The 25,091-nt window shown below is 49.0% G+C and carries 27 protein-coding genes, 1 other RNA gene and 2 pseudogenes; 10 read left to right on the top strand and 20 right to left on the bottom strand.

Going from position 1 to position 25,091, the window contains the following annotated elements:
• Positions 1 to 103: 103 nt before the first annotated feature.
• The 12 genes and pseudogenes from HMPREF2572_RS09930 to HMPREF2572_RS09880 all read right to left on the bottom strand — a co-directional run bounded on the left by HMPREF2572_RS09930 (position 104) and on the right by HMPREF2572_RS09880 (position 8,801).
• Positions 104 to 1,225 carry an RAMP superfamily CRISPR-associated protein gene (locus HMPREF2572_RS09930; protein ID WP_070498212.1) on the bottom strand — a complete coding sequence of 374 codons (1,122 nt, stop codon included), beginning with the start codon at positions 1,223 to 1,225 and terminating at the stop codon, positions 104 to 106.
• Positions 1,222 to 1,596 carry a type III-B CRISPR module-associated protein Cmr5 gene (gene cmr5, locus HMPREF2572_RS09925; protein ID WP_003762295.1) on the bottom strand — a complete coding sequence of 125 codons (375 nt, stop codon included), beginning with the start codon at positions 1,594 to 1,596 and terminating at the stop codon, positions 1,222 to 1,224. Before cmr5 ends, HMPREF2572_RS09930 begins: the two co-directional genes overlap by 4 nt.
• Position 1,597: 1 nt before the next feature.
• Positions 1,598 to 2,503, bottom strand: coding sequence for a type III-B CRISPR module RAMP protein Cmr4 (gene cmr4 / locus HMPREF2572_RS09920; protein ID WP_070498209.1), 906 nt, complete (start codon positions 2,501 to 2,503; stop codon positions 1,598 to 1,600).
• Between the two features lie 51 nt (positions 2,504 to 2,554).
• Entirely contained in the window at positions 2,555 to 3,718 is a 1,164-nt protein-coding gene (locus HMPREF2572_RS09915) for a type III-B CRISPR module-associated Cmr3 family protein (RefSeq protein WP_070498206.1), read from the bottom strand.
• Complete coding sequence (cas10, locus tag HMPREF2572_RS09910; RefSeq protein ID WP_070498202.1) at positions 3,715 to 5,571, bottom strand: type III-B CRISPR-associated protein Cas10/Cmr2; 1,857 nt, start codon at positions 5,569 to 5,571, stop codon at positions 3,715 to 3,717. The genes HMPREF2572_RS09915 and cas10 overlap by 4 nt, the downstream gene beginning before the upstream one ends.
• Positions 5,568 to 6,443 carry a type III-B CRISPR module RAMP protein Cmr1 gene (gene cmr1, locus HMPREF2572_RS09905; RefSeq protein WP_083294223.1) on the bottom strand — a complete coding sequence of 292 codons (876 nt, stop codon included), beginning with the start codon at positions 6,441 to 6,443 and terminating at the stop codon, positions 5,568 to 5,570. The genes cas10 and cmr1 overlap by 4 nt, the downstream gene beginning before the upstream one ends.
• Positions 6,444 to 6,582: 139 nt before the next feature.
• Positions 6,583 to 6,782: pseudogene (locus tag HMPREF2572_RS15135) on the bottom strand (transposase); the annotation flags it as partial.
• A 57-nt stretch (positions 6,783 to 6,839) separates the two neighbouring features.
• Positions 6,840 to 7,193 (bottom strand): VanZ family protein, encoded by a 354-nt coding sequence (locus tag HMPREF2572_RS09900; protein ID WP_070498199.1) that lies wholly within the window; start codon positions 7,191 to 7,193, stop codon positions 6,840 to 6,842.
• The gene (locus HMPREF2572_RS09895) at positions 7,190 to 7,396 is read right to left on the bottom strand and encodes a dioxygenase (protein ID WP_070498196.1); all 207 of its coding nucleotides are present in this window, start codon (positions 7,394 to 7,396) and stop codon (positions 7,190 to 7,192) included. The genes HMPREF2572_RS09900 and HMPREF2572_RS09895 overlap by 4 nt, the downstream gene beginning before the upstream one ends.
• A 42-nt stretch (positions 7,397 to 7,438) precedes the next feature.
• The gene (pth, locus tag HMPREF2572_RS09890) at positions 7,439 to 8,017 is read right to left on the bottom strand and encodes an aminoacyl-tRNA hydrolase (protein WP_070498227.1); all 579 of its coding nucleotides are present in this window, start codon (positions 8,015 to 8,017) and stop codon (positions 7,439 to 7,441) included.
• A gap of 84 nt (positions 8,018 to 8,101) precedes the next feature.
• Entirely contained in the window at positions 8,102 to 8,377 is a 276-nt protein-coding gene (locus HMPREF2572_RS09885; RefSeq protein ID WP_070498193.1) for an RnfH family protein, read from the bottom strand.
• Positions 8,370 to 8,801 carry a type II toxin-antitoxin system RatA family toxin gene (locus tag HMPREF2572_RS09880; RefSeq protein ID WP_070498224.1) on the bottom strand — a complete coding sequence of 144 codons (432 nt, stop codon included), beginning with the start codon at positions 8,799 to 8,801 and terminating at the stop codon, positions 8,370 to 8,372. Before HMPREF2572_RS09880 ends, HMPREF2572_RS09885 begins: the two co-directional genes overlap by 8 nt.
• Before the next feature lie 158 nt (positions 8,802 to 8,959).
• Here HMPREF2572_RS09880 and ssrA point away from each other — a divergent pair.
• Positions 8,960 to 9,322: a transfer-messenger RNA gene (gene ssrA, locus HMPREF2572_RS09875) on the top strand.
• Between the two features lie 124 nt (positions 9,323 to 9,446).
• On the opposite strand, the pseudogene HMPREF2572_RS15130 reads toward ssrA, so the two are convergent.
• Positions 9,447 to 9,625 (bottom strand): annotated as a pseudogene (locus HMPREF2572_RS15130) (IS5/IS1182 family transposase); the annotation flags it as partial.
• 284 nt (positions 9,626 to 9,909) lie between these two features.
• Between HMPREF2572_RS15130 and HMPREF2572_RS09870 the strand changes: the two are divergent.
• From HMPREF2572_RS09870 to HMPREF2572_RS09860, 3 genes are read left to right on the top strand one after another with little or no spacing between them, the layout of a single operon-like run.
• Complete coding sequence (locus HMPREF2572_RS09870) at positions 9,910 to 10,689, top strand: (Fe-S)-binding protein (RefSeq protein ID WP_019271230.1); 780 nt, start codon at positions 9,910 to 9,912, stop codon at positions 10,687 to 10,689.
• Positions 10,686 to 11,387 carry a LutC/YkgG family protein gene (locus tag HMPREF2572_RS09865; RefSeq protein ID WP_070498190.1) on the top strand — a complete coding sequence of 234 codons (702 nt, stop codon included), beginning with the start codon at positions 10,686 to 10,688 and terminating at the stop codon, positions 11,385 to 11,387. The genes HMPREF2572_RS09870 and HMPREF2572_RS09865 overlap by 4 nt, the downstream gene beginning before the upstream one ends.
• Complete coding sequence (locus HMPREF2572_RS09860; RefSeq protein WP_070498186.1) at positions 11,384 to 12,838, top strand: LutB/LldF family L-lactate oxidation iron-sulfur protein; 1,455 nt, start codon at positions 11,384 to 11,386, stop codon at positions 12,836 to 12,838. The genes HMPREF2572_RS09865 and HMPREF2572_RS09860 overlap by 4 nt, the downstream gene beginning before the upstream one ends.
• Before the next feature lie 475 nt (positions 12,839 to 13,313).
• Here HMPREF2572_RS09860 and bioB read toward each other — a convergent pair whose 3' ends face one another.
• Positions 13,314 to 14,375 carry a biotin synthase BioB gene (gene bioB, locus HMPREF2572_RS09855; RefSeq protein ID WP_070498183.1) on the bottom strand — a complete coding sequence of 354 codons (1,062 nt, stop codon included), beginning with the start codon at positions 14,373 to 14,375 and terminating at the stop codon, positions 13,314 to 13,316.
• A 514-nt stretch (positions 14,376 to 14,889) separates the two neighbouring features.
• On the opposite strand from bioB, the gene HMPREF2572_RS09850 reads away from it, so the two are divergent.
• Complete coding sequence (locus tag HMPREF2572_RS09850; RefSeq protein ID WP_246827805.1) at positions 14,890 to 15,234, top strand: methionine ABC transporter permease; 345 nt, start codon at positions 14,890 to 14,892, stop codon at positions 15,232 to 15,234.
• A gap of 157 nt (positions 15,235 to 15,391) precedes the next feature.
• Here the strand turns inward: HMPREF2572_RS09850 and HMPREF2572_RS09845 are convergent, their stop codons facing one another.
• The 6 genes from HMPREF2572_RS09845 to HMPREF2572_RS09820 are packed head-to-tail and all read right to left on the bottom strand — an operon-like array spanning position 15,392 to position 21,664.
• Positions 15,392 to 16,048: a MarC family protein gene (locus HMPREF2572_RS09845; protein ID WP_003741339.1), complete on the bottom strand. Its 657-nt coding sequence runs from the start codon at positions 16,046 to 16,048 to the stop codon at positions 15,392 to 15,394.
• Between the two features lie 11 nt (positions 16,049 to 16,059).
• Positions 16,060 to 17,223 carry a rod shape-determining protein RodA gene (gene rodA / locus HMPREF2572_RS09840; RefSeq protein ID WP_070498181.1) on the bottom strand — a complete coding sequence of 388 codons (1,164 nt, stop codon included), beginning with the start codon at positions 17,221 to 17,223 and terminating at the stop codon, positions 16,060 to 16,062.
• On the bottom strand, positions 17,216 to 19,255 hold the full coding sequence (mrdA, locus tag HMPREF2572_RS09835; protein ID WP_070498178.1) for a penicillin-binding protein 2: 2,040 nt from the start codon (positions 19,253 to 19,255) through the stop codon (positions 17,216 to 17,218). Before mrdA ends, rodA begins: the two co-directional genes overlap by 8 nt.
• 9 nt (positions 19,256 to 19,264) lie before the next feature.
• A complete protein-coding gene (gene mreD, locus HMPREF2572_RS09830; RefSeq protein ID WP_070498175.1) occupies positions 19,265 to 19,768 on the bottom strand; it encodes a rod shape-determining protein MreD in 504 nt (167 codons plus the stop codon).
• 7 nt (positions 19,769 to 19,775) lie between these two features.
• On the bottom strand, positions 19,776 to 20,615 hold the full coding sequence (gene mreC, locus HMPREF2572_RS09825; RefSeq protein WP_070498172.1) for a rod shape-determining protein MreC: 840 nt from the start codon (positions 20,613 to 20,615) through the stop codon (positions 19,776 to 19,778).
• A gap of 11 nt (positions 20,616 to 20,626) precedes the next feature.
• Positions 20,627 to 21,664 carry a rod shape-determining protein gene (locus HMPREF2572_RS09820; protein ID WP_070498168.1) on the bottom strand — a complete coding sequence of 346 codons (1,038 nt, stop codon included), beginning with the start codon at positions 21,662 to 21,664 and terminating at the stop codon, positions 20,627 to 20,629.
• Between the two features lie 227 nt (positions 21,665 to 21,891).
• On the opposite strand from HMPREF2572_RS09820, the gene gatC reads away from it, so the two are divergent.
• From gatC to HMPREF2572_RS09795, 5 genes are all read left to right on the top strand, one after another.
• Positions 21,892 to 22,182 carry an Asp-tRNA(Asn)/Glu-tRNA(Gln) amidotransferase subunit GatC gene (gene gatC / locus HMPREF2572_RS09815; protein ID WP_003741352.1) on the top strand — a complete coding sequence of 97 codons (291 nt, stop codon included), beginning with the start codon at positions 21,892 to 21,894 and terminating at the stop codon, positions 22,180 to 22,182.
• Between the two features lie 140 nt (positions 22,183 to 22,322).
• Positions 22,323 to 23,078, top strand: a complete 756-nt coding sequence (locus HMPREF2572_RS09810; protein WP_070498166.1) for a WGR domain-containing protein — start codon at positions 22,323 to 22,325, stop codon at positions 23,076 to 23,078.
• 46 nt (positions 23,079 to 23,124) lie between these two features.
• Positions 23,125 to 23,727, top strand: a complete 603-nt coding sequence (locus HMPREF2572_RS09805; protein WP_070498221.1) for a DUF4240 domain-containing protein — start codon at positions 23,125 to 23,127, stop codon at positions 23,725 to 23,727.
• 25 nt (positions 23,728 to 23,752) lie between these two features.
• Positions 23,753 to 24,385: a DUF6714 family protein gene (locus tag HMPREF2572_RS09800; protein WP_246827804.1), complete on the top strand. Its 633-nt coding sequence runs from the start codon at positions 23,753 to 23,755 to the stop codon at positions 24,383 to 24,385.
• A 125-nt stretch (positions 24,386 to 24,510) separates the two neighbouring features.
• On the top strand, positions 24,511 to 25,089 hold the full coding sequence (locus HMPREF2572_RS09795; protein ID WP_070498163.1) for a DUF4303 domain-containing protein: 579 nt from the start codon (positions 24,511 to 24,513) through the stop codon (positions 25,087 to 25,089).
• Positions 25,090 to 25,091 lie beyond the last annotated feature (2 nt).

The following is a 25,091-nucleotide window of genomic DNA, read 5'->3' as shown; positions in this document are numbered from 1 at the left end:
GTGTTTCGGATTATAGCCGTCTGCTTTGCATTCGACAACGATTTTTAACCGTTTTGCGGCTTTAGGTCGTCTGAAAAGCTTTGGCTTCGATAAAGCCGAAAATCTATTCGCCGCGCAGCTTCGCCAGGATGGGTTTCAGCTCTTTGCCGCGCTTGTCGGTCAGCCATTTCGCGTATTTTGCCATCATCTTTTTGACGGCAAACGCGTCAGCAATTTCTTTTTTCTCTGCCGCGTTGAAATTGGGGCTTTCTGCGGCGGTTTGCAGGGCTGCCTTCCATTCTTGATAGAGTTTGTCGTGTGCTTGGTTGCCTATGATCTTGTTTGGTTGCTCCTCCATTCGTTCTTGCCATGTTTGGATAAACTGCTGATGCGCTGGCATGGCGGCAAGCTCGGCGGCTTTTTGTTGCGCGGCCAGGGCTTGTTGCTGCTCTTCTTGGATGTGCTTGATTTTCCCAAGGGCATCGTCATCTGCAACTGTAAAATAGCCGTAGCCGGATGCGGTTTTGCTGCCTGCGCCTTGTGTCTGCAAGGCTTGAAACAGTAGGTTTTGGGCATATGCCGCCCATGCCTGCGCGCCCGGTGCGCTTTCGATGACGAAATAGAAGCTGCCTTGTGTGGCAATTTGCTGATTGGGGATGGGGGATTCCATTTCGTCGGCTTCGAGCTGTTTGCCGTTGTAGTAGTCTTGGTGGTGGGTGGTGATGATTTCTGCGGCAAAGGGCGGGGTGTTGGCAGGGATAAACCATGCGTCGTGCCAAACGAGTGCGCCTGCTTTGAGGCTGCCTGAGTCGCTGTCGTCGCCGAACAATACGGTCAGGTGGGCTTTATCCAGTCCGAGGCTTTCGGCATGGCTGCGGGCGATGCCTTTGACGGAGGAGCCTGCGATGAGGGGCATGCCGTAGGTGTGGCTGGTGCTGATGCCTGTTTCCAGTGCGCCTGCGCTGTTGAGGCCTGTATAGAGCCTGCCTGAAATGCCGGCGGCAAGTATGGCGAAGCGGCCGGTATCGGAAGTGGCCTGCACCCAGCGCGTAAAGGCGAGTGCGTACAGGCTGTCTTTTTTGGGCGCGGGAATTTTGACGATTTTTTGAATCAGCTCTGCTTTGGCTTGTTTGTTGTCTTTGTCCCACTCGGTCAGGCTGCGCTGCATGAGCAAACCGGCGTGTGCGTCTTTCAGGTCGTCTGAAATGAGTTTTTTCAGGCTTTCCCGCATGAGTGATATGGTCATGATTGTCCCCCTTGTTCGTCTTTGGGTTTGGGCAGCAGGGCTTGGGTGTAGCGTTTGAGGCTGGAGGCGGCTTCTATGGCTTGGCGCGTGAGGAGTTGGTAATGCGGTAAGTCTGCTTCTAAGATTTTCTTGTGCAGGCTGTTTTCGTTTTCTTCCAACAATTCGGCAATGTGCGCCAGTAGGAGCAGGTGCTCTTCTTTGCCTTTGGCTTGTAAAAAGCCGATGGCTTGGGCAAGCCCGGATTGCAGGATCATGGTGGGGAAATTCAGCGCAAGCGTGCGGTATTCTTTGACTTTTTCGTTTTTCTCTTTGACTCTTTGAATCAAGCCTAATGCGCGTTGGGCGTATTTTTGCGAGCGGATGTGTGGCATGTTATTCCCCTTTTGTCAGGTCGTCTGAAAGTACGAGACGACAGAGGCCGCGTCCGACTGTATGCTTGCCGCCGATTTGGATTTGGGTCTCGCCTGCGGGAATCAATGCGGAGAGTTCGTCTGCGCTTTTGGCGTTGCGGCTGTGGCGCGATTTGTCGATGGCTAAAATGCCGTACAACACGCTTTCGGCGGGCAGGTTTTCTTCCGACCAGAGCGCGCCTTCTTTGACGATGCGCGTTTCGCGGTCGATTCTGATGCGCATGCGGATTTCGGTTGCGGTATCGGCTAAGAAGGAGAATGTGCTGTCGGGCAGGATAATGAAGCGTTGGCAGAGCTGTTCGCGCCATGCTTCGCTGTTTGCCGTGTTTTCGGGGTAAACGGTGGCGGAAATGTGTTCTGCCCATTGTTTGGCTTCGGTACTGGTTTCGCTGCCGATGTCCAAATCTTCCAGCGCGATTTGGCTGCCTGAAACGCGCAATACGGTGTTGTCCGGTACGGATGCGCTATCTTTTAAAGCGGGTACTTTGGGGCTTTCCGGCAGTATCCCGCGTACATCGCGTGCATAACGTTGCAGGATAAAGGGGCAAGTGGCAAAGGCGACTGTTCCGGCAAACGAGCGGATCGGAAGCAGCAATAGATGTGCATCGCCAAAGGCGGCGGCGCCGGCATGAATATTTTCTTTGTCGGCTTGGCTGTCTGCGCCAAACAGGGCTTGAATGTCGTCTTCGCTGACATGCCATTTTTCTTTGGCTTCATCACGCAATACGCCTTTGAGCGCGCTGCCGGGGACGAGCGGCAGATTGGTGGCGCGGCTGCGGGCGATGGGCAAGTCTACTGCGCCGATGCCTTGACCTGTGCCGACGTGGAGGGCGGATAAGGCATGTAGGTGAAAAATTCGGGTGTTCATTTTGGTTTCCTTGTTTTTAAATGTGAAATAGGTTGTCAGGTCGTCTGAAAATTAAATGCTCTGCCACGGGCCGATCAATCCGATGCCGAAGCCGTCGCGTCGGTCTTGTTCGCTGTCGCTGAATGCCTGCCATTGGGCTTGGGCGAGTTCTGCCGGGTTGCCGCTTTGTATTTCAAACCAATACACTGCGCCTGCCGAAACGGCTTTTCGCATGGCTTTCGGTGCATGTTGCTGCAAATCCCAACCTGAAACGGGCAGCCAACGGTCGATGGCGGTGGCGCGGAGTTTGACTTGCAGGTTGGTATGCGGGAGTGTGCCTGTTAAGGTTTGGCTGTCCAACCAGCCGGGCAGCCAGCCTTTGTTAAATAAGGCAGGCGTCAGCAAGGTGAGCGTCAATCCGTTTGTATATGCGTATTCGGGCTGTTTGAATACGTCGTCTGAAATTTTATTCAGTCGCGACAGTCTTCCTTCGCCGCCAAAACGCACTACGCTGTTATCTTGCAAATCGGCTGCCGTGCGTATCACGAAACCATAGCGGTGGCTTTCCCAGCCCTGATGATGCTTCCGCGCAGATTCGGCAAAGTCGTAAGCGGCCGTTTGGAACAAACGCCCGTCTTCGGCTGCAAGCGTTTCTCGGTTTATGCCGACATGGGTACGCGTTTCAATCGGCAGCGATTGTGTGCCGCGTTTGTTTACGTCTTCATACGTTAATTTTCCGCCGTTTTGCCAAGCCAGCAGATCCGCCAAATCCCAATACGTTGCGCCGCTTTGAGGTTTGCCTTTGATGGGCGATTGGATTTGTACGGGCAATAAATCGGCATGTGGGAAATCCGCCGCCGTATCGCTGCCAAAGGCTTGAGGCGCGAGACGGACAAGTTCGGTTTTATCTGTCTCTTTGTTTTTTAAATACAGGGCGTTGGCAGGTTTAGGCAATAGGATTCTCAGGTCGTCTGAAATATCCTGTTTCGCTAAAAATGCGCCCTGTACGGCAATTTGGCGTAATTCATCAACTTGTGCGTCTGACAACTTGGCTCGATTGCTTTGTGCTTTGCTGTCCCAATCGCAACCGTTTTGCCGCATGATTTGCGTGCGTACCAAGCCTGCTGCCGCGGAGGGTAAAGGAAATTGAATATCATCGGTATCCGACTGCGCCCCAAATGGCTTGCCGCTGCGGAACACCAACGGCGCAAGTGCGTCTAAAAAATAGCTGTTCATGATTGCGCCTCCTGTCCTAAATCGTTTTGTGTTTTGGCTGCAAGCCAGCGGGCGATGATGAGTTCGGTGGCCAGTACATTTAATGCATCTGCGTCTGGACGCGCATTCAGTCGTCTTTTTAATGCTTCCTGAACTTCATTGTCCAAGTTTCCACCTTCCATATCGCGTGCCTTGTCCAACATACGGGCAAACTCGGCTTGGCGGATATTTTGATGTAATTCGGATGATAAATCGTTAGACGGGGAAAAATCGGTCCGCATAAAAATATCTCTGCTGTCGTAAGCAATTCGGCTGCTGATTTTTTTCTCCCGATACCATTTTTTCCATTTTTCAAATGCTGCCAAACCTGCTTCATCACTCCATTGCACGCGCCAATCACTGTCCGAACCTGAACGTACAGATAGGGTAATCCCCAATCCATTACGCTGTTGATCGGCAGGATAATTGTCGCCTTTTGCCACTTTTTCCGCGTGTTTTGCCAGACGGCGTACATTGCCAAGCGGCGTGCTGATGTGGCAAATCGCCAAACCGACGGACAATGTGGGCGCTTTTTCTGCTTTCAAAACATCTGACACTTTTTTCAGGCAGGCTGAAAATGCTTGCCGCAACGCGTCCGCGCAATCAACCGCCTTATCCAATGCGACAAAGCCCAATACATCGTCGCCGCCTGCATACACACATTGCGCACGGGAATCGCGCATTTTCGCAGGTACACTTTCGGCAAATGTAGATAATGCTTCGGTAATCGCTTGATGCTCTTCAATCGTTTTCGCACGATCCAGCAACTCGCCCATGCGGTCGCCGTCTGCCAGCAACATCGCCCAGTAGCTGCATGGTTCGCCATATTTGTGCCAAATCGTTTTTAAAACATTTTTCAACTTTGATAATTTTTCTGATGCATCCGCACTGTTTTTATTGTCTGACAAAGCAGCATCCAAACGGTTGCGGTACAGCAACTGCCCATCAAACGGAAAATCTGCGTAAATGCCTTGATTGCCCTTTACACGAGTCGCTAAATTCAGCGCAATTAAAGGTTCGTAAGCATTGCAAAGGTTGCGTAACTCATCTTCAGGCAAACCTTGCAGCCAAGCATCTGCGGCTACACGGGTAACGGGCGTAAACTGTTCGCTATTGCCGCCCAAACGTTTCACAATTCCTGCACAATCCAGCTGCTCCGACCGGCTCAAACCCAGCTTGCGCCTTGCTACATCGGACAAGTCAGCATCTCCGTTGGCTTTTTCCAGGAATACGGTTTCACGTGCGCCATCCAGTGAGGATTTGGGCAGCATAAAACGCTTATCCCAAGCATTGCTTGCGCCGGTAGATTTGAAATCGCGCGTTGCCTTACGTGCCGCCAACGCCGATGCAGCACGTTGGCTTGCATCTGAATAACCTTTTTCAGTTATCCGCGCCCATGCAGCCTGGATTTCCAAATAATCCTTAAGTTGCATCTGCCAGATTTCATCGCGCAAGGCCGCATTCAAATCCTGCCGCGCCTGCAGCACCTGTCGTGCCTGCCGTGCTATGGTTTCAAACCGTGATTGCGCCGCTGCTTTCGCCTGTTCGACCAAATCGCGCACGGCGGCATCATCAGCCACCTCAACCTGCACTTGAATTTTGTTGCCGACTGAAAAATTATCGTCCATCCGGTCGCAAGGCTCTAAACGGTCTTTGGTCGCCTCGTCCACAAATGGAAACACCATCTTCGCTCCGGCTTCAAACAAACTCTTTGCAGCAGCCTTCGCCATTTCGGACAGCAGCCAAGAACCACTCCATAAATCCCGGCTCCGTCTTGCCGAAGCGATAAACCCCTGTACGGGACCGATGGATAAGGTTAAAACGTATTGAGTCATTTCGTTTTCTCCAAAATCTGTTTTACTTCCGAACTACTGTTAGGCAACATAATCACCATGCCACGCCATTTACCACTCTCATGAACGGGACGGCTGAATATGGTTGCCAAATGTCGTGAATATTCGTCATTACGTCCAAGCAGTCGGCGAAACTCTGTTTTATATTTACGTCGCGTTTCTTTCCAAAAATTAATTGCATCAACCCAAGCTCTCCTGTCAGTTGTTAAGTCACCTGAAAATAAAATCGTACAACCCAACTTAAGCATTTCGTCAGTTGAAACTGGTTTTATGCCTTCTGCCTTAAACGAACCGCAACCACGTCGGGTGCGCCCACCTAGCCCTCCCAAAGTCGCCCACCAGCGTAAGGTTTCCAAAACCTGCTGCTTATCCGTTTCGTTTGCCTTGTCACTCAAACGCCATTGCACTATCCATCGCAAGCCTTCTTTACCCAATTTCATTTCAGGTAGTCCTGTCTTCGTCTTGCGTGCTGTAAACAAGGCATAGCCTAAAGGATCGTTCAAACCTTTTGCATAATCAGAAAGCGAAGCTTCTTGTAATTTGTTTTGTACCTGTGCACGCAAAAATACCAAACTTGCGGCAGCCTCTTCACCAATGCCACCCCACAAACGAAACTCTGCTTCACGTAAACTTCTTCCACTCAAATTCCATTTTTGCTGAGCCAATAATCGCCACCAAAAACGCAGTTGCCCGCGAATTGTGGTTACGCGAACAGGCAATTTATCATCACTCTCACGTTCTCTTACGCCCCCTCCATGCATAGGAGTAACCAACTCGCAGCAGATTTCCTGCCAAGATTCTTTGGTTTCAGCCAATGTTTTAGGAGGTTCAAAATCTGGGATCGGTAAAGCCATTTTCTCGTCCTTTATTTATTGTTTAATCAGCAAACCACTTTATAGCAGAACCAACAAAGCTTCGCATTGCACACAAATTTGTTAGGTCTTAATAAAGTATTAAAATAGAAATAGGAGCTACTAGGTCATGTAGTCACAATATCTTAAGCCACACCGCAATCCTTTGTTGCGCCAACGAATAAATCGGTGGTGGGTGTTGCTCCAGCTACCTTAATCTGGCGGCAGGTCCCGCCAGGGTGCACCGGTACGCAGTATCCAGAAAACGGCATTGATGAATTGCCGATTATCCACTGCTTGACCACCTCGGCTGCCCTTGCGTTCGGGCAGGTGATTTTCAATCGGGTGCCATTGATGTTCGGTAAGGTTGTGTCTTGTAGATTGTGGATTGTGACTACACTATCTAATTTTTGATGCAACCCATAGCGCAACGCCCGTACCTAACATATCTGCAATACCGTCACCGATAGAGCCTTCGCGAGTTGTCGTGAAAGTGGCTTGAGCCCATTCGCTTCCAACAGCAAACAGAAGTGCGAATATCAACAAGCCGAGATATGGAATTTTTGCTTTTTCGTGGATATAAGATTTTGCCAATAACCAAATTTGGGCAAAAAACAAAGCAAAGTGAGCCACTTTATCGAAATGGGGGAACGGCGGCGGCGTATTACCTGCCTCTTTGAAAATTAAAGAATAGATGCCGGCAATAAACCAAACGATAGCCAACAGGCTGAATTTATTGATGTAAAATTTCATTTTTGTTCCTCATCCAACCAAGTTTGGCAGATAGCCGCAAGGCGGATAAATTTGTTGCCGCGTCCGTTTAATATGTCGCGCCATTGTTCAACTTCCTCTGCTGTCGGAGCGTCCTCTATACTGCATTCGTACAGAAGAAAATCAAGGGTTTCTTCCACTACGCCGACAGATTCAGTTTGGATTAATTCTAAAATCTGAGTCATATAAGGGAATTTTTCAAAAGAGGGGGCTAAGCAACATAAAATTTATTTGCTGTGCAAGAAACGTGTAGCTTCTTCCCATTCGCCCGCCATTATTTCAGGTATCGCTTTCAATGATTTAGCAATTGCTTCATCAATCTGTTGGCGGTGTTCCGCGCTAGGCTTGTTCAATACATAAGCAACGACAAGGTTGCGGTCACCCGGATGATCTATTCCCAGACGCAAACGGTAATAGTCGGGCGTACCGAGGCGGGCTTGGATATCTTTCAAACCATTATGTCCCCCATTCCCGCCGCCAAGTTTGAATTTGATACGGCCGCAAGGAACATCCAGCTCGTCATGTACCACCAGTATCTCTTCGGGCTTAATTTTGTAAAATTGCGCGAGTGCTGCAACAGATTGGCCAGAACGGTTCATAAAAGTCATGGGCTTAAGCAGCCAAACATCGCCACCGGTCAGATTCGCCCGTGCTACCTCACCAAAGAATTTCTTCTCTTCCTTAAACGACACTTTCCATTGCCAAGCAAGTTCGTCTAGAAACCAGAACCCTGCATTATGGCGGGTTTGTTCATATTCCCCCCCAGGATTGCCCAGTCCGACAATCATTTTGATTTTATTCGACATAATCATTTCTCAATTCCGCAAAAAATGCGGTCAATTTCGATAAAAGGTCGTCTGAAAATGGTTTCAGACGACCCAAGTTAAACATCAATCCTGATTTTGTACACGTTTGCGGCGTGCCTCTTTGGGATCGATCAATAATGGGCGATAAATCTCAATCCGGTCTTTATCGCGAAGAAGCGTCTCATCTTTAACTGATTTGCCAAAAATTCCCAGCGGAACAGTTCGCAAGTCCAATTCTGAAAATATTTCATCTAGGCCACTTTGACACACCGCTTCACGCACCGTACAGCCATTTTGCACATTCAGTTTTTTCAACACTTGCTTGTCAGGCAAACCATAGACAATCTCAATCTCAAGCATAACGGCGATCCGCTTCTTTGACGAACGCGTCAACCAACTCCCCTGATAAATGACTAAAAACAGGCGAAATCATGGCAGATAAGACAGAGTTGGAAAATTCATATTCCAAGTTAAATTCGACTTTGCACATATCGTCACCCAAATCTAAAAATTTCCATGTACCCCGCAAGGTTTTAAAAGGGCCTTCCAATAAATCCATTCGGATTTCCTTGCCGGGTATATTGTGATTGTGCGTAGCAAATGACTGGCGGACGCGCATATAGTCCATAAAAAGACGCGCTTTCAACTCATTGTTTTTTCGTTCAATTACTTCAGTTTTACTGTACCAGGGCAAAAATTTTGGATAGTCTTCAACCTTATCAACCAACTCAAACATTTGCTCCGCACTATGCAAAACCAAGATATTCTTCTCAACCTTTTTCATGCTCAAACAGGCCCAAAATCGGAAAGCGGTATTATAAACGAATTCACTGTATTTTTCAGACGACCTCAAATCCCCACCACAACTAAAATTCAACTTAGTTAAAAGCCTGCCAGCTTGGCAAAATATAACGATATGCGTATAATCAGCCTTTCCTATCTGGGGGCGATCTTGGTTTCGACGGGGGTTGCGAAGCAGATGCGGGCATACCGGGGTCTCAGATTTCCCGTAAAACACTGAATCTAAATAGTCGCAAACGACGAAACTTACGCACTGGCCGCTTAAGGCCTGCCGTTGCAGCAGTTGGTCAATGGGCTGTGTAGCGCAAGCTACCGCAACGTCATTTTACATTGACTGGTTTTCCGTCGGGTTACTTGGCGGGAAATAAGATTTAAGGTAACTGGTTCCTAGAAGGCCTGTCGGTCGGCATGATAGGAACGAGATTTTAAATAGACACGACTAAGTATGTAGAACGCTTTGTAGAGGACTTTCGGACGGGGGTTCAATTCCCCCCGCCTCCACCAAACCTAATTTTCAGCAGTATTCTGCAAGATATATAAAGCTCTGAAACATAAATGTTTCAGAGCTTTTTTATTGCCTTGTGTGTGTTGATTGAGGCTTTGGGGATGTCTATAAAAAGCTGTTATAGCCTTTGCTTAACACGAATTTTACCGGCATTCCGTAGGCATCTACCGCCAGGTGCAGCTTGATATTTTTAGCCCCCTTTTTGTACGGCTCATGCCTTCATTGCCGCCTTTGGCTTTCGCTTCATGAGGATGAACCTTGATGTGGGTGGCATCCATCATCAACCATTTCATGTCTTTTTTTTTCGAGAGGATAAGCATCAGTTTGGTTCAGATGCCTTTTTGTCGAGCACACCCTGTTTTCAGGTGGATCATCTATTTTCATTTATTAATAAATAAAACAACCTTTAAATATAATGATATCTATTCTCATATAGACATCGGTATTTGTGAAATCAGTATTTCAGACGACCTATCAATCGTTTCCAATATTATTTTTTAAAATTATACTTGACCGCCTACATGCAATTACTTAAAGTAGCCATCTATTTATACAAAGAAAAACGGGTACTCCCGTTAACGAAAAAATGAGCGCAATCACCCCACCTAAAATCACCACATTCGACAGCAAGCCGACAGATGTCTATTTCTTCGGTACCTGCGTCCTCGATATTTTCATGCCTGAAGCAGGCATGGATGCCATTACTTTAATCGAGCAACAAGGCATTCGGGTTCATTTCCCGATGGCGCAAAGCTGCTGCGGCCAACCCGCCTACTCTTCCGGTCATCCGACCGAGGCGTTTGATGTCGCCAAAGCGCAACTCGATCTCTTCCCTGAAAACTGGCCGATCGTCGTACCGTCCGGCTCGTGCGGTGGCATGATGAAACATCACTGGCCTACCCTGTTTAAAAATACAGAATACGAATCCAAAGCGGTTGATTGTGCCAACCGCATCATTGAGTTTACTCATTTCTTGCTTGCCATCGGCTACAAACCTGAAGACAAGGGCGAGCCTGTCAAAGTCGCTGTCCACACTTCCTGCGCCGCCCGCCGTGAAATGAACGTCCATATTTCAGGCTGGCAGCTGATTGACGGGATGGAAAACGTTGAACGCATCGTTCACGACCATGAAAGCGAATGCTGCGGCTTCGGCGGTACATTCTCTGTCAAACAGGCGGATATTTCAGGCGCGATGGTAACCGACAAAGTTGCCGCGCTGAAAGAAACCGGTGCGACCGAAATCATCAGTGCTGACTGCGGCTGCATGATGAATATCGGCGGCAAAATCGCTAAGGACGAGCCGAATATGCCGCGTCCGAAACACATCGCATCCTTCTTGCTGGAACGTACCGGAGGCAAAGCATGAGCGCGCGCGAAAATATTTTGGCAAAACTGAAAAAAGCCGACGCATTGCCGATGGAAGAGCCTGCGGTTTTTGATTATTACCGTGAAATGAGTGTTTCTTGGGGAAGCGAAGTTGAGCGTCTGAAACATTGGGCTGCCGCTATGCGTGCGGTCAAAACCGAAATTTATTGGGTGACCAAAACCAGCTGGCCGCAAGTATTCCGTCAAGCTGCCGAAGGCAAAGGTTTGAAAAACATCTTGCTGCCGTTGGCGACCGAACACGGACAAATCGCCCGAGCCGCGCTGGTGGACAGTAATATCGAACCGATTGCTTTCGAGCGCGAAATCGATACTTGGAAAACCGAGTTTTTCACAAACATTGATGCAGGCTTTAGCGGCTCGCAATGTGGCATCGCCCGTACCGGTACGCTGATGCTGTTTTCCAGCCCCGAAGAACCGCGTACTTTAAGCCTCGTTCCGCCCGTGCATTTCTGCCTGTTTGATACGGCGAAAATGTATAACGAATTTCACAACGCCGTCGAAGGTGAAAAACTGGTGGAAAACGGTATGCCGACCAATGTTTTCCTGATTTCCGGCCCGTCCAAAACCGCAGACATTCAGTTGACGCTTGCTTACGGCGCGCACGGTCCGCGTGATTTGGTCATCCTCGCCATCCTGCCTGACCACATTTCCCCTGCCGATTTGGAGGAAAACGCATGACTACGCAAACCATCAAGTTCCACATGAAGCCGGAAACTTTCAAACAAAACGCCGCAATTTCCCTTCAAGACAAGCCTTTGCGTAAGAGTCTGCGTACCGCGATGGATATGCTGATGACTAAGCGCAAAGCCGTTTTGACCGACGAAGAAGAATTGCAAAGCCTGCGTGATTTGTGCGAACACGTCCGTCAGCGTTCTCTGTCCAAATTGCCCGCCCTGCTGGAGCAGCTGGAAGAAAACCTGACTAAGTTGGGCGTAAAAGTACACTGGGCGGAAACTCCGGCCGAGGCCTGCGAAATTATCCACGACATCATTGCTGCCAAAAACGGCAAGCTGATGGTCAAAGGCAAATCGATGGTCAGCGAGGAAATCGAGCTGAACCATTATCTTGAAGCAAAAGGCATTAAAGCGGTGGAAAGCGACTTGGGTGAGTTTATCGTCCAAATGGCAGGCGAAAAACCGACCCATATCGTGATGCCTGCCATTCACAAAACCAAAGAACAGGTTAGCGAACTTTTCCACCAAAACCTTGGAACTCCGCTTACGGACGACGTAGACCAACTGACCGGCTTCGCCCGCAAAGCCCTGCGCGATATTTACAGCACTGCCGATGTCGGCTTGAGCGGCGTAAACTTTGCTGTTGCTGAAACGGGTACACTGTGTTTGGTTGAAAACGAAGGCAACGGTCGCTTGAGTACCACCGTACCGCCCGTGCATATCGCCATTACCGGTATTGAAAAAGTTGTAGCCAAGCTGTCGGACGTTCCGCCTTTGTACAGCCTGCTGCCGCGTTCTGCCATCGGTCAGAACATTACTACCTATTTCAACATGATTACCGGTCCACGCCGTAGTGAAGAGCTGGATGGTCCGCAGGAAATGCACTTGGTTCTGCTCGACAACGGCCGCAGCCAAGCCTATGCTGAAGATCAAATGCGCCGCACCTTGCAATGTATCCGTTGTGGCGCGTGTATGAACCATTGTCCGGTTTATACCCGTATCGGTGGCGCGGCATACGGCACAACCTACCCGGGTCCTATCGGCGAAATTATTTCTCCGCACTTGTTGGGTCTGGAAGCCACCCGAGACCTGCCAACCGCTTGCACCATGTGCGGAGCGTGTGTGGAAGTCTGTCCGGTACGCATTCCGATTACCGAACAAATGCAGCGTCTGCGTGTCGAGGCACAACGTTCGCCGACCGAGGTCGTACCGCATCCTATCCGCGGACAAGGCGCATCGCATACCTTCGGCGAACAAATGGCATGGCGCACATTCAACGGCATTTTCAGCGGCAGCAAAACTTACCGCGCCTTCGGTTGGGCGGCTACCAAATTCCGTGCATTGACACCAAGCAAGCAACTGGGCTGGACGGATAACCGCGTTCCGATGAAACCTGCCAAGAAAACGCTGCATGAAATGATGGCGGAAAAAATGCGCCAAAAAGAAAAAGCGTAAAGCTGAATCTGACAAGGAGCACGACACATAGTTGAGCTCGTCTGAAAATAACAAACTGCACTTTGTTAGCTGGATTTCATTCCAGCCAGCCAAAGTGCAGTTTTTTATGCATTTAATTTGGCGGATAACATTGCCTCAGTACGGCCATCGGTACTGCATGCGGCTTCTGCCCCGTCTAATTTGAAGTCGAGCCACGATAAAACGCATCTGAGCAATACAGAAAAGTGTTCTTAAAATCTCATTAAAAAGGTCGTCTGAAAACCGTATTTGAAGCATTAGCTTCGCAAATATAGTGGATTAACTTTAAACCAGTACGGCGCTGCCTCGCCTTTCCGTACTATCTGGATTTTGGGGAATTTTGCAAAGGTCTCTATCTGTACTATCTGCGGCTTCGTCGCCTTGTCCTGATTTAAATTTAATCCACTATACAGTTTTCAGACGACCTTGATCTATCGGAAATATAAGAAAGAACGGATTAATAATCTACTTTGATTTTAGGCGTTTCGTTTTCCTGCTGCGCCGCTTCGTATTCTTCTTCCAGCTCAAACCGCAGCGGATACAAATTCAGTTTCTCCATCAACAGGCGGTCGCCGTCTTCGTCGGGGTTTTCAGTAGTTAAGAGTTTGTCGCCATAGAAAATCGAGTTCGCGCCCGCCATGAAACACATTGCCTGCATGGATTCGGGCATACCCGAGCGTCCGGCGGAAAGGCGGACGTAGCTGTGCGGCATGGTAATCCGCGCCACGGCGATGGTACGGACGAACTCCGTCCAGTCCAAATCTTCGGCATCGGCCAGCGGAGTGCCTTCCACTTTGACCAACTGGTTAATCGGCACGCTTTCGGGCTGCGGGTCGAGGTTGGCGAGGCTGGCAATCAGTCCGGCACGTTCGGCGCGGGTCTCGTTCATACCGACGATGCCGCCGCAGCAGACTTTCAAACCGGCGTTGCGGACTTTGCCCAAGGTGTCCATGCGGTCTTCGTGTTTGCGCGTGTGGATGATGTCGTTGTAACGTTCGGGGTCGGTATCGAGGTTGTGGTTGTAATAGTCCAAACCTGCTTTTTTGAAATCTTCCGCCATGCCGTCTTCAAGCATACCGAACGTGCCGCAGGTTTCCATGCCCAAACCCTTCACGGCTTTGATGATTGCGGAAACCGTCTCCACGTCTTTGGGTTTGGGGCCGCGCCATGCCGCGCCCATGCAGAAACGGCTTGCACCGCGCGATTTGGCGATTTTGGCTTTTTCAACGATTTCGTCCACATCCATCATCTGTTCTTTGCCCAGATTGGTGTTGTGGTGCGCCGATTGCGGGCAGTAGGCGCAGTCTTCGGGGCAGCCGCCGGTTTTGATGGACAATAGGGTGGAAAGCTGGATTTCGCGCGGGTTGAAATTTTGGCGGTGGATTTCGGCGGCTTGATAAACGAGGTCGAGGAAGGGCAGCCCGAACAGGGCTTCGACATCGCATTTTTTCCAATAACGCGCGGTCGGATGCGGCTTGCGCTCGGTCTTACGGCGCAAGGCGACGGGAGAAATGGTCATAGTGTGTTCTTTCGTGTTTACAGCGGCGCAATGACGCTGACTGCCTGACTGTCGGCGCAATGACGGCAGCGGCGTGGTTGGATAAGTTGGCATCGATGTTATTTGCCTCAAAGGGTGAAATCATTCAAATCAAATACTTGAACAATTTTGGCAGCTCATAAAGTCGTAAGATTGCCACCCTACTCTCGATGCCGCATGGAGTGTAACGCTTTTGAAAACTCAGGGCAAAATTTTTTAGCTTCTTATTCAAGAAATAAACTGAATTTCCTATTTCCATTGATGGAAACCAAATTTTCAGACGACCTCCAACAAGCGGAATAAATTTATCCATGTGCGATATTGGCGGATAAGCAGATTAAAACTAGAATCGATAAATTAATCACATTGCACTATGACTATAAATTAAAAAAGGAATATGATGAATCAGCCTAAAATTAAAGCATACTGGAAATCTGCCGCTCTGCTGCTGGTTGTATTTGGCGTGCAAGTACTGTTGTTTTTGTTATTGCTTTAAATGAATGTTTTAGATAAAGGAAATCCGTCTGTTTTAGAGATATTGGGCAATGTTTTGATTTCTACTGCCCATGGCCTACCCGCCATGCTGTTATGTACCCTTGTCGCAAAACGTTTGTACTTGCGGTGCAGTGTAGCAGGAACGTTGTTGTTTACATTGCTTTCAGCGGCAGGTGTGGTACTTACGATTGCGGCATCTGAAGGTATGTTGATGCTGATATATCAGCGTTCAACAACATTGGATTGGCAAATATACGCCGGAGTCGGAATAATGGGGGCAATTGCGGGCGCGATTGCTTCTTTGCTGTTGCCGAGGTCGTCTGAAAACAAGTCTCTCAATAAATAGTTCGTAGTTTTGACGATTGTATTTTGGATAAATATTGGAGCTTTTAGAAAGCCAATAGACTAAAGGTCGTCTGAAAACCCTGTTTTCAGACGACCTTTTACATCGGCAAGGATAAACAAATATGCAGCAATGTTTGCTTCTTGTCTAATCCGACGAACTAGCCTGCCAGTTGCGGGAAAATGGATTTCAATCCGGCAACGATGATTTCTACGGAGACGGCAGCAAGCATCATGCCCATGATGCGGTTGAGGATAGTCAGCCCTGTTGTACCCAGTTTTTTGCTGATTCGTCCGGCGACAACGAGGATGGCGTAGCAAATCAGACTGACGAGGAAACCTGCGGCGAGGATCAAAGCAATATCGCTGTAATTTTTGGCAGCTGAGGCGTAGATGATGACGGTGGAGATACCGCCAGGTCCGATGGTGATGGGAATAGCGACGGGAACAACAGCGATGGCTTTGGCGTTTTTCTGGATATGTTGTACGACGCCCTCTTCCTTGTCTCCACCGATATTTTGTTTGGCAGGGTTGTCGTTGCCGTTCATCATGGAGATGGCGATAAGCAATACCAAAATACCACCGCCGACTTGGAAAGAGCCGACGCTGATGCCTAAGATTTTCAACAACATCCCGCCCGTCAATGTGAAAACGGTAATGACGATGAAGACGGCGAGCGCGGCGGTGCGGGCGATGCGGCGTTTTTCTTTGGTGCTGTGATCCTGTGTCAAATCGAGGTAAATCGAGAGCGCGCTGAATGGGTTGATCAGTACAAGGAAGGCAACCAAAAGTTTGCCGATTTCTACACCTAATTCCATTTTTTATTCCCTTATTGGTTTTTTGTAGAGACGTTTACTTCCGCTTTGTCGTTGAATTCGTAGCGGCGTTTGGTTTTATGTTCGCTGGAAATACCCATCAGCAGCGCAAGTACGGTCATGATGGAAAGCGTTGCAGTACCGCCGTAGCTGACCAATGGCAGGGGGACACCGACAACGGGCAAAATGCCGCTCACCATGCCCATGTTCACAAAGGCGTAGCAGAAAAAGGTCATGGTCAATGCGCCGGCAAGCGTACGGCTGTAAAGCGATTGGGCTTTGGCGGCAATTAGTAGTCCGCGCGTCAGGATAACGAGGTAAACCAGCAGCAGCAAGATGTTGCCGATCAAACCGAATTCTTCGCCATATACGGCAAAAATGAAGTCAGTCGTGGACTCGGGAATGTAATCCAAATGCGTTTGTGTGCCGTTGAGCCAGCCTTTTCCCCAAACGCCGCCCGAGCCGATGGCAATCATGGACTGGATGATGTGGTAGCCCGCGCCCAAAGGGTCCTGTGTCGGGTCAAACAGCGTCAGGACGCGGGTTTTCTGATAGTCGTGCATCCCGTAGTTCCACAAAAGCGGCAATGCGGCAACGAAGGCGACGATGGCGGCAAAGATGACTTTCCACGGCAGGCCTGCGAAAAAGACGATGAAAATGCCCGATGCCATAATCAAAACCGCCGTACCCAAGTCGGGCTGTTTCAAAATCAGCGCAACGGGGATAAGGATTAAAAGCATGGCGATGATGTAGTGGAACCATTTCAGACGACCTTCGTGCCTCTGGAAGTACCAAGCGACGGTCATGGGCAGGACAATTTTCATGATTTCGGACGGCTGGATGCGCGTGAAACCCAGCTCCAGCCAGCGCGTAGAGCCATTGACGGTTACGCCCGCGACTTCGACGGCGACAAGCAGCAACACACCAATCAGGTACATCGGCAACGCAACCTTTGCGGCATCACGCGGCTTGAACGAGGCGACAAACCACAGCAGGGCGAAGCCGACAACCGTATGCAGGGTTTTGTGTTCAAGCTGGCCGAAATCCTGCCCGTCCGCCGAATAGAGCAAAAACAGGCTCATGATGTAGATGGCGAGCATGGGGAAAAACAGCCACGGGTCTATCGGAGCAGATACGGTGCGCTTGATTTTCGCCCACATTCCGACCGTTTCATTCATGATTTGCTTCCTCCTGTTTCAGACCGTAGGCTTTTTGGAATATGGTCGGCGGTTGGGGTTGTGTACGGTGTTGTTGCGGTTCGGGCATTCCGCCTGCGTCGGGGTCGTCTGAAAACTGCTGCGGCTTGACGTTGAGCATATAAAAATCGGTCAGGCTGCGGGCAAGCGGTGCGGCGTAGGCACCCCAGCCGCCGTTTTCCAGAATTATGGCAATGGCGATTTCAGGCTTCTCCAAAGGGGCGAACGAAATAAACCACGCATGGTCGCGGTGTTGCTCGCGCAAGGCTGCGGCGTTGTAACGACCGCCCTGCTTGATTTGCACAACCTGCGCCGTACCCGTTTTGCCGCCCATGCTGTAAGCCAAACCGCCGCCGATACGGTGTGCCGTACCGCCCGGCTTCAAGACTTTCTCCATAGCCTGTTTGACGTATTCGAAATTGTCTTGTTTGAACGGAATTTTGTATTCGGGATTGGGATTGATACGCGTGATTTTGCGTTTGTCGAAATCCAACAATTCTTTCACCAAATGCGGCTGATAAACCACGCCGTCATTGGCGAGCGAAGCGGTGGCGTGCGCCATTTGCAGCGGGGTATAGGCGTTGTAACCTTGCCCGATACTGACCGAGACCATCTCGCCTGCGCGCCATTCTTTGGCGGTAGGATCGGACGATTTGGCAAAGCGTTTCGCCTTCCATTCGCGGCTGGGCAAAACGCCCGTATATTCGCTGGGCAGGTCGATGCCAGTTTTTTTACCGAACCCGAATTGCGCTAAATAAGGCGATGCTTTGTCTATGCCCATTTCGTAGCCTAAGCGGTAAAAAAAGGTATCAGACGACACCTGTATCGCTTTGCTCAAATTTGCCGAACCGTGACCGCTTCGTACGGAATCTCGGAAAACGTGGCGGCTGCCGGGAATGCTCCATGCGCCGGGCGCGGGAACGACCGTCGTTTGCGTAATTTTGCCGCTTTCCAGCAAAGCCATGCCCATAAACGGCTTAAACGTCGAGCCCGGCGGATACAAACCTTGCGTTACGCGGTTGACCAACGGCTTTTTCCAGTCATCATTCAAGGCTTTCCAAGTTTCGCTGTCGATGCCGTCGATAAAGAGATTGGGATCAAAAGAAGGTTTGGAAACGAAAGCCAACACCGTACCGTCTTGCGGATTGATGGCAACAATCGCCCCGCGCCTGTCTCCCAATATTTTATCCGCCTCTTGTTGCATGCGGATGTCCATGCCCAAACGCAAAGTTTGCCCCATGCGTGAGGGTACGTTTTTCAAGACGCGCACAATATTGCCGTAAGCGTCTTTTTCCACTTCTTGATAGCCGGGCGCGCCATGAAGCTGCGGTTCATAATATTTTTCCAGCCCCGATTTGCCGATGTGGGTGCTGCCGCGATAGAGCGCAGTCAAGCCTTCTTCTTCCAAAATTTCCTGATCTTTGTCGCTGATGCGTCCGATATAACCTAAAAAGTGTGAAGTCAGCTTGCCATAAGGATACTCGCGGAAAGTGCGCGAATTGACTTCTACGCCTTTAAATTCATTCAGATGCACGGACAATTTCGCCGCTTCTTCATCTGTCAGGCGCAGCTTGAGCGGGATGTTTTCAAATTTGCGGTAGCTTTCGCGATATTTGTAAAAACGTTTCAAATCAGTAGGCGTAATATCGACATACTTCCGCAGTGATTCGATGACATCTTCCATCTTGCCTTCAATGCGGCTGGGGATGACTTCCAGAGAAAACACGGGATAGTTTTTTGCCAACGGTACGCCGTTGACATCTACGATTTCGCCGCGAACGGGCGGGGTCGGAATTAATGTAATGCGGTTGCTGGATGCCTGTCCGGAAAAATCGTCATGCCGGAACACCTGCAAATAAACAAACCGCGCCACCAATGCGGCAAACAAAACCACAATCAGGACAAACGCCACCAGCAGACGCAATAAAGAATCGGCTTGCGCCGCCTTTGCAGTCTGTGTTTTACCGCTACCGCCATTTTTCAGACGACGTTTCAGAATATTCAGTATAGACATGGTTTCACGTTATCTGTTGGCGCGATAGAAATTGGTCAGCATCAGCATCAACTGGCTCAAGAAAGGCCAAAGCAGCGCACCTGCCAAAGGCGCAATGAAACTTTGCCAAGTGATGATTTGATTGTTGAGGAGCAGGCGCGCCGCCACCAATACCGCCTGATGACAGGACAATGCTGCCAATACCGCCCCAATCTGCATGATGTGGCCGTAGAGCATAATTTGACGGCGCGTGTTCAATACGAAATACACCATGACCGTATAAGACAATGCGTGCAGCCCCAAAGTCGCTGCCGTTGCGGCATCGACTATCAAGCCGAGTAAAAACGCAATGCCCATACCGACACGTTGGGGATGGTGCATCGACCAATAAAGCAGCATCAGCGCGGTCAGTTCCGGCAACCAGAAAAAACCATCAAAGGGAAAAGGCATGAAATCGACAAGCATGGTTACGGCAAAACTTGCCGCAATCACGCCGACAGGCATGGCACGGTAGGAATCGTCAAAATCGTTCATGAATGATTTATTGAGAAGAATGGGAAGAAGACAGAACCAAAACAAAGCGGCTGTGGCGCAAGGCGGCAAACGGGGTCAGTTCTGTGTCGTAATAAGGCGTACCGGACGCGCGGACGACTTTATCCACGCGCGCTACGGGAATGCCTGCCGGATAAATGCCGTCCAAACCGGAGGTAATCAAAACATCCTGCGGCTTCAAATCCGATCCTGTCGGAAAATAGCGCAAATCCAAACCCACGCCGTTGCCGTAGGCGAGATTGCGTTCGCCCGTCCGCTCAACGGCAACAGGGACGATACTTTGCGCAGCCGCCATCAGCTCGACTTCCGCGCTGTTTGCGTGAACTAAGGTAATCCGCCCGATTAAGCCGTTTTGGTCGATAACGGCATCGCCTGCCATTACCCCTTCGCCAATGCCTTTATTGATAATCAAACGCTCGGACAACGGGTCTTTGCCACTGGACAATACTTCAGCGCCGATGAAACTGCTGATGCCTTTTTGTTGCAAGCCGTATAGCTTTTTCAGCTCCTGCAATTCGCTCAAGTTAACCTTGTCACGTTGAAGCTGGATTTTCAGACGACCGTTTTCCTCCAAAAGGAGACGGTTTTGTTCCAACAGCTCGGTTTGTGATTGAGATTGGTTGGAAATATATTGATACAGACGTACCGGCTGGTTTGCCAGCCACTGCACCGGATAAAGAATCTCCGCTGCAGCCGTGCGCACGGGTTGCATCAGGTCGAAACGACCATCCGCCACCATAATGCCTGCACCCAGTAAAAGATACGCAATAAAACGAGGCAACAGCTTTTGGCCCTTTGCCTCGTCAAATCGTAAAGAAGAATGTTCCATTTCAGCCTGCCTTACGGGTTATCCACAAAAACGGCATTCCATTTGCCGATATAATCCAAGGCTTTGCCCGCACCATAAGCCACACAGTTCAAAGGCTGGTCGGCAATGCCGACAGGCAGTCCCGTCGCATCTGCCAAAACCGTATCCATACCGTGCAACAATGCGCCGCCACCCGTCAGCATAATACCCCTGTCGGCAATATCACCCGCTAACTCCGGTGATACTTGTTCCAATGCAAGGCGTACGGCGCGGATAATCTGATTAACCGTTTCGCTCAGAGCTTCGCGCACTTCCTCAGAAGTAACAGCCAACGATTTTGGGGTTCCTTCCGCCAAGTCTCGACCTTTAATCCGCATTGCGGTTTCCGTTGCAAAGCCATAGGCAGAGCCAATCGTTTTCTTCAACTCTTCAGCCGTCGCTTCACCAACCAGTACACCGCGATGACGGCGCAAATAATGCACGATGCTTTTATCAAATTCATCACCGGCAGCGCGGACGGATGCGGAGTAAGCCATACCGCCCAAAGACAAAATACCGATTTCCGTTGTGCCGCCGCCAATATCCACTACCATTGAGCCGACAGTATCCTCAACCGGCAGACCCGCACCCAAAGCAGCCGCCATCGGCTCCTCAATCAAATGAACAGATGACGCCCCTGCCGCAAATGCAGAATCCAAAATCGCTTTGCGTTCAACCTGAGTCGCACCACCCGGCACGCAGATCACTACGCGCGGAGGTACGACTGAATGACCTTCCGTGGCCTTTTTAATCAGCATGCTTAGCATACGCTCGGCAATCGTAAAGTCGGCAATCACTCCGTCCTGCATAGGCCGGACGATTTCAATATTGCGCGGCGCACGCCCCTGCATTTTCTTGGCTTCCGTACCCACGGCGACAATCTTACTTTTACCGCCCGTACCCGATTGAACCGCCACCACAGACGGCTCGTCCAAAACAATGCCTTTACCGCGCACATAAATCAACGTGTTCGCCGTACCTAAATCAATGGCGATATCGTTGGAGAAAAAACGGGATAAAAAACGAAACATAAAATACCTGAATATCGGCCCAGCACCGATTTTATTTAATTGTTATTCAAAATATTAAAAACATGGGAACAGCACCTTTTCAGACGACCTCCCCACTCCCCGTATGAAACGCATGGCGAAATCACACGCCGTTTGAGTAGTTTTCGGTTATAATTCCTCGTTTGATCGAAGAAGAATGCAATGATACCCCAAATAAGGGGGTGCCTGCTATCAGACAAGGATTTTTTATGGCTTTAAGCTTAACCGATGTGGAAAAAATTGCCAAACTCTCACGCCTTTCACTGACCGAGGAAGAAAAAGGCAAAACCCTCTCAGAATTAAACGACATTTTCGCTATGGTCGAAAAGATGCAGAGCGTGAATACCGACGGTATCGAGCCGATGGCACACCCCCACGAGGCCGCCCTACGCCTGCGTGAGGATAAAGTTACCGAAACCGACCATGCCGCCGAATATCAAGCCGTCGCGCCGGAAGTGCGCAACCGCCTGTATATCGTGCCGCAGGTAATTGAAGAATAGTGTGAATTTATCCTGTAAGTAACAATATGGTGGAAGCTGCGTACAGCCTCGTAATATAAAAAATGTCAGTTGTTTTAATTCGCCGAAGCAGGTGTTTATTCTGGCATTTATATTTTCATACGACCTGAAAAGGAATTTCTGTGAAACAAGCCTTCATTTATACCGACGACAAGTCCCAGAAATTTTGGATTATCGATTCCGCTAGTAGTGACATCATGGTTAATTTCGGCAAACTTGGAACTGCCGGACGTTTCCAAATTACCGAATACGACGATGAAGCCGAGTGCCAAAAAGCTGCTGACAAACTCATCGCACAAAAGACTAAAAAAGGCTACAAACCTGCCCCCGATTTTAATTTCATCGACCGCCTTTATTTTGACGTTGAAGATTACGGTCCACATCGTAAAACCTCGCATCCACATTTCGTCCAATACTTAACCGATGATCTCTACTATGATTGCGGTGATGAAGAGGTTCCGTTTGGCAGCGATGAAGGCAGCGATACGTTGTACGAGCTTGCACAAGCCTTCCGTAAAAATAACAATCTGGATACATTAACTTTCCCGCAGAAAATGATTTGTGAATATTGGGGTATGGATTACCTGCCGCCTCAAGCAGACCAAACTGCCGAAAGCATTGAAGAACTGTGTAAACACCAAGAAATCGAAGTTTATCAATCTGATAAAGTGATTATCGCCACAGCATTCGGCAGCATTAAAATTACAGGTCGTCTGAAACCTGAATTGCAGCAACTTGCTCTGCTTGCCATACAAAGATTGGACATACTGGCACAGCTACGCGGTTGGTGTACTGAGGATGGGTTATCTGAAATCAGTCGTCAAATGATAGATGACCTGCGACGCTTTGCCATAGAAGCCAAAGGTTTTTCAAACTAGATGAGATCTTTTAGTCACCCTGAAAACAAAACGGATGATTGGAACTATGACAACCAATGATTTTTGGAACATCATCGACCAAGCACGTCCTGATTCATGCGATATTGGAAAGTTCAACCAAAACTTGATGCGCTTATTGGAATCTTTGCCTGATGAAGATTTGTTGTACTTTCATTATTTCTTTGAGATGTACGAATGCACTGTCATTGCCGGTCCCAATAAATTAATCTGGCCTGCACTATCTTTAGTATACGGTGGTAGGCATGCATACAATACTTACGGTTTTGCCGACTGGTTGATTTTGCAAGGAAGAAGCAAATATCTTGCTGTTTTACACGATGCCGACCGGCTGTCTGATACCGAAGCTGCGCCAAACTATTGCAGTGGCAGCCTAAAGGGGCATGAACATGAATATCCCGAGCAGCGTTATTTAGCCAGTCGAATCTATTGCAAACGAAAATGTATCGGTATCCGTGCATTCAAGAAAATTGCCGACGAATTTGCACAAAAGGCCAATATAGAATGGCAAGATGTTAGGCAGCGGGAATTAAACATCCCCACCCGTCAATACGACAGAGATTGGACACTGGAAGACCTTGCTGCAGTACTGCCGAATACTTATCGAAAATATATTATGTTTGAACACTAAACATATATTTTCAGACGACCTAACTATGAAACATCAGCGTGCCGAGCCTGTATGCACAATGTCTCCCAAGCGACTCATCAAGATACTGGGCTACCTGCGTGAATATGCTCAACAGTGGAATAAAGCATACGAAGAAATCGCCGAGCAAGTCTGCCACGCATTTGCCGATACCAAGCTGAAAGACGGAATAGGAATATTGGAAGCCGACTGCGTGGATGACTGGATGGATACCAATAATCCGGAACGTTGCCGCTATCGCGCTGAAGATGAACGGGATTATTGGGAAAATGTCCTTTTTCAAGGACACCGCGTAAGAGAAATCCCGCGTTTTAATCCCTGTTCCGCGATCACATTTATGGATAGTATAGGCAGGCATTTCGCCCTGCCATATTACTTGCTTTGGGCATTACAAGACCCAGACGGTATAATTGCCGACACATTGGCTTATGCATTAGAGAACAGCTATTACACTGATGAACTGCTGCTCAACGCTGCTCAACAACGTGCTTTGTTGAATACAGTCCGTTTTCTCGTGGAAATAACGGCAAATACCTACGACGACGGCTACTCTTCATATATTGACAGCCCATGGCAGGCTGCATTTGAACACTTAAATCAAATATTGTCAGATGCCAATATTTTGCTTGATAAAAAATAAGTCTTCCAAAAGAAGGTCGTCTGAAAGAATAAGTACGGTTTTTTAAGAGTAATTTGAAGTATATAGTGACAAGACAGTTCTGTTTCGCATACGAATAGATAAAAAGCACGAAGCAAAGGAATCTCATGTCCACCGAGCAACAACAACTGCACTCCATCGCTGTTAACCATATCCAACACTGCTTCAGCCACATCAAGCAACAGGTCAAACAGGCAGGCAAAGAAGTTGCTGTGTATTATTTCTATTTGGTGGACGATTTTTTTGCCGCAGGCAACGCCGCAATTACCCATCAGGATTTAGCAGCCTTTGCTGCCAAGCACAAGAAAGAATACAAAAATTGCACCATCCTGCAGGCGATTTGGGATGGTAGATGCACACTTTATGAAGACAAAACCGAAATCCAGAATGCTTCAGATGACTGGCTGAAAAACCAAAGCGAGCTCTACCAAGTTGCATACCGTAGCATAGAAAATCTAGATGATGACGACACCTATCAGCAAAAACGCACCGAATACGAAACAGCCCTGATAGCCGCACTACAACAATGCGACCAAGAAGGTCTGTTCGGCAACCGCGCCGAAAACGGTATATTACTGTTTGCGTTTTATATTGATGATTATGATGAAAATGACGAACAATCACTGCTTTACCGTTCCGCCACGCAACTCAACCAAGCGGATGCTTACCAAAAATTGATAGGTTGATG

Source organism: Neisseria sp. HMSC064E01, from assembly GCF_001808875.1.
Classification (GTDB): domain Bacteria; phylum Pseudomonadota; class Gammaproteobacteria; order Burkholderiales; family Neisseriaceae; genus Neisseria; species Neisseria sicca_A.
Note: the sequence above shows the minus strand (reverse complement) of the source record. Positions and strands in the feature narration are given on the sequence as shown.

Bases quoted from the DNA above. Each gene is read 5' to 3' on its own strand.
- HMPREF2572_RS09930 (WP_070498212.1), bottom strand. From the start codon at position 1,225: ATGACCATATCACTCATGCGGGAAAGCCTGAAAAAACTCATTTCAGAC.
- cmr5 (WP_003762295.1), bottom strand. From the start codon at position 1,596: ATGCCACACATCCGCTCGCAAAAATACGCCCAACGCGCATTAGGCTTG.
- cmr4 (WP_070498209.1), bottom strand. From the start codon at position 2,503: ATGAACACCCGAATTTTTCACCTACATGCCTTATCCGCCCTCCACGTC.
- HMPREF2572_RS09915 (WP_070498206.1), bottom strand. From the start codon at position 3,718: ATGAACAGCTATTTTTTAGACGCACTTGCGCCGTTGGTGTTCCGCAGC.
- cas10 (WP_070498202.1), bottom strand. From the start codon at position 5,571: ATGACTCAATACGTTTTAACCTTATCCATCGGTCCCGTACAGGGGTTT.
- cmr1 (WP_083294223.1), bottom strand. From the start codon at position 6,443: ATGGCTTTACCGATCCCAGATTTTGAACCTCCTAAAACATTGGCTGAA.
- HMPREF2572_RS09900 (WP_070498199.1), bottom strand. From the start codon at position 7,193: ATGAAATTTTACATCAATAAATTCAGCCTGTTGGCTATCGTTTGGTTT.
- HMPREF2572_RS09895 (WP_070498196.1), bottom strand. From the start codon at position 7,396: ATGACTCAGATTTTAGAATTAATCCAAACTGAATCTGTCGGCGTAGTG.
- pth (WP_070498227.1), bottom strand. From the start codon at position 8,017: ATGTCGAATAAAATCAAAATGATTGTCGGACTGGGCAATCCTGGGGGG.
- HMPREF2572_RS09885 (WP_070498193.1), bottom strand. From the start codon at position 8,377: ATGCTTGAGATTGAGATTGTCTATGGTTTGCCTGACAAGCAAGTGTTG.
- HMPREF2572_RS09880 (WP_070498224.1), bottom strand. From the start codon at position 8,801: ATGAAAAAGGTTGAGAAGAATATCTTGGTTTTGCATAGTGCGGAGCAA.
- HMPREF2572_RS09870 (WP_019271230.1), top strand. From the start codon at position 9,910: ATGAGCGCAATCACCCCACCTAAAATCACCACATTCGACAGCAAGCCG.
- HMPREF2572_RS09865 (WP_070498190.1), top strand. From the start codon at position 10,686: ATGAGCGCGCGCGAAAATATTTTGGCAAAACTGAAAAAAGCCGACGCA.
- HMPREF2572_RS09860 (WP_070498186.1), top strand. From the start codon at position 11,384: ATGACTACGCAAACCATCAAGTTCCACATGAAGCCGGAAACTTTCAAA.
- bioB (WP_070498183.1), bottom strand. From the start codon at position 14,375: ATGACCATTTCTCCCGTCGCCTTGCGCCGTAAGACCGAGCGCAAGCCG.
- HMPREF2572_RS09850 (WP_246827805.1), top strand. From the start codon at position 14,890: ATGAATGTTTTAGATAAAGGAAATCCGTCTGTTTTAGAGATATTGGGC.
- HMPREF2572_RS09845 (WP_003741339.1), bottom strand. From the start codon at position 16,048: ATGGAATTAGGTGTAGAAATCGGCAAACTTTTGGTTGCCTTCCTTGTA.
- rodA (WP_070498181.1), bottom strand. From the start codon at position 17,223: ATGAATGAAACGGTCGGAATGTGGGCGAAAATCAAGCGCACCGTATCT.
- mrdA (WP_070498178.1), bottom strand. From the start codon at position 19,255: ATGTCTATACTGAATATTCTGAAACGTCGTCTGAAAAATGGCGGTAGC.
- mreD (WP_070498175.1), bottom strand. From the start codon at position 19,768: ATGAACGATTTTGACGATTCCTACCGTGCCATGCCTGTCGGCGTGATT.
- mreC (WP_070498172.1), bottom strand. From the start codon at position 20,615: ATGGAACATTCTTCTTTACGATTTGACGAGGCAAAGGGCCAAAAGCTG.
- HMPREF2572_RS09820 (WP_070498168.1), bottom strand. From the start codon at position 21,664: ATGTTTCGTTTTTTATCCCGTTTTTTCTCCAACGATATCGCCATTGAT.
- gatC (WP_003741352.1), top strand. From the start codon at position 21,892: ATGGCTTTAAGCTTAACCGATGTGGAAAAAATTGCCAAACTCTCACGC.
- HMPREF2572_RS09805 (WP_070498221.1), top strand. From the start codon at position 23,125: ATGACAACCAATGATTTTTGGAACATCATCGACCAAGCACGTCCTGAT.
- HMPREF2572_RS09800 (WP_246827804.1), top strand. From the start codon at position 23,753: ATGAAACATCAGCGTGCCGAGCCTGTATGCACAATGTCTCCCAAGCGA.
- HMPREF2572_RS09795 (WP_070498163.1), top strand. From the start codon at position 24,511: ATGTCCACCGAGCAACAACAACTGCACTCCATCGCTGTTAACCATATC.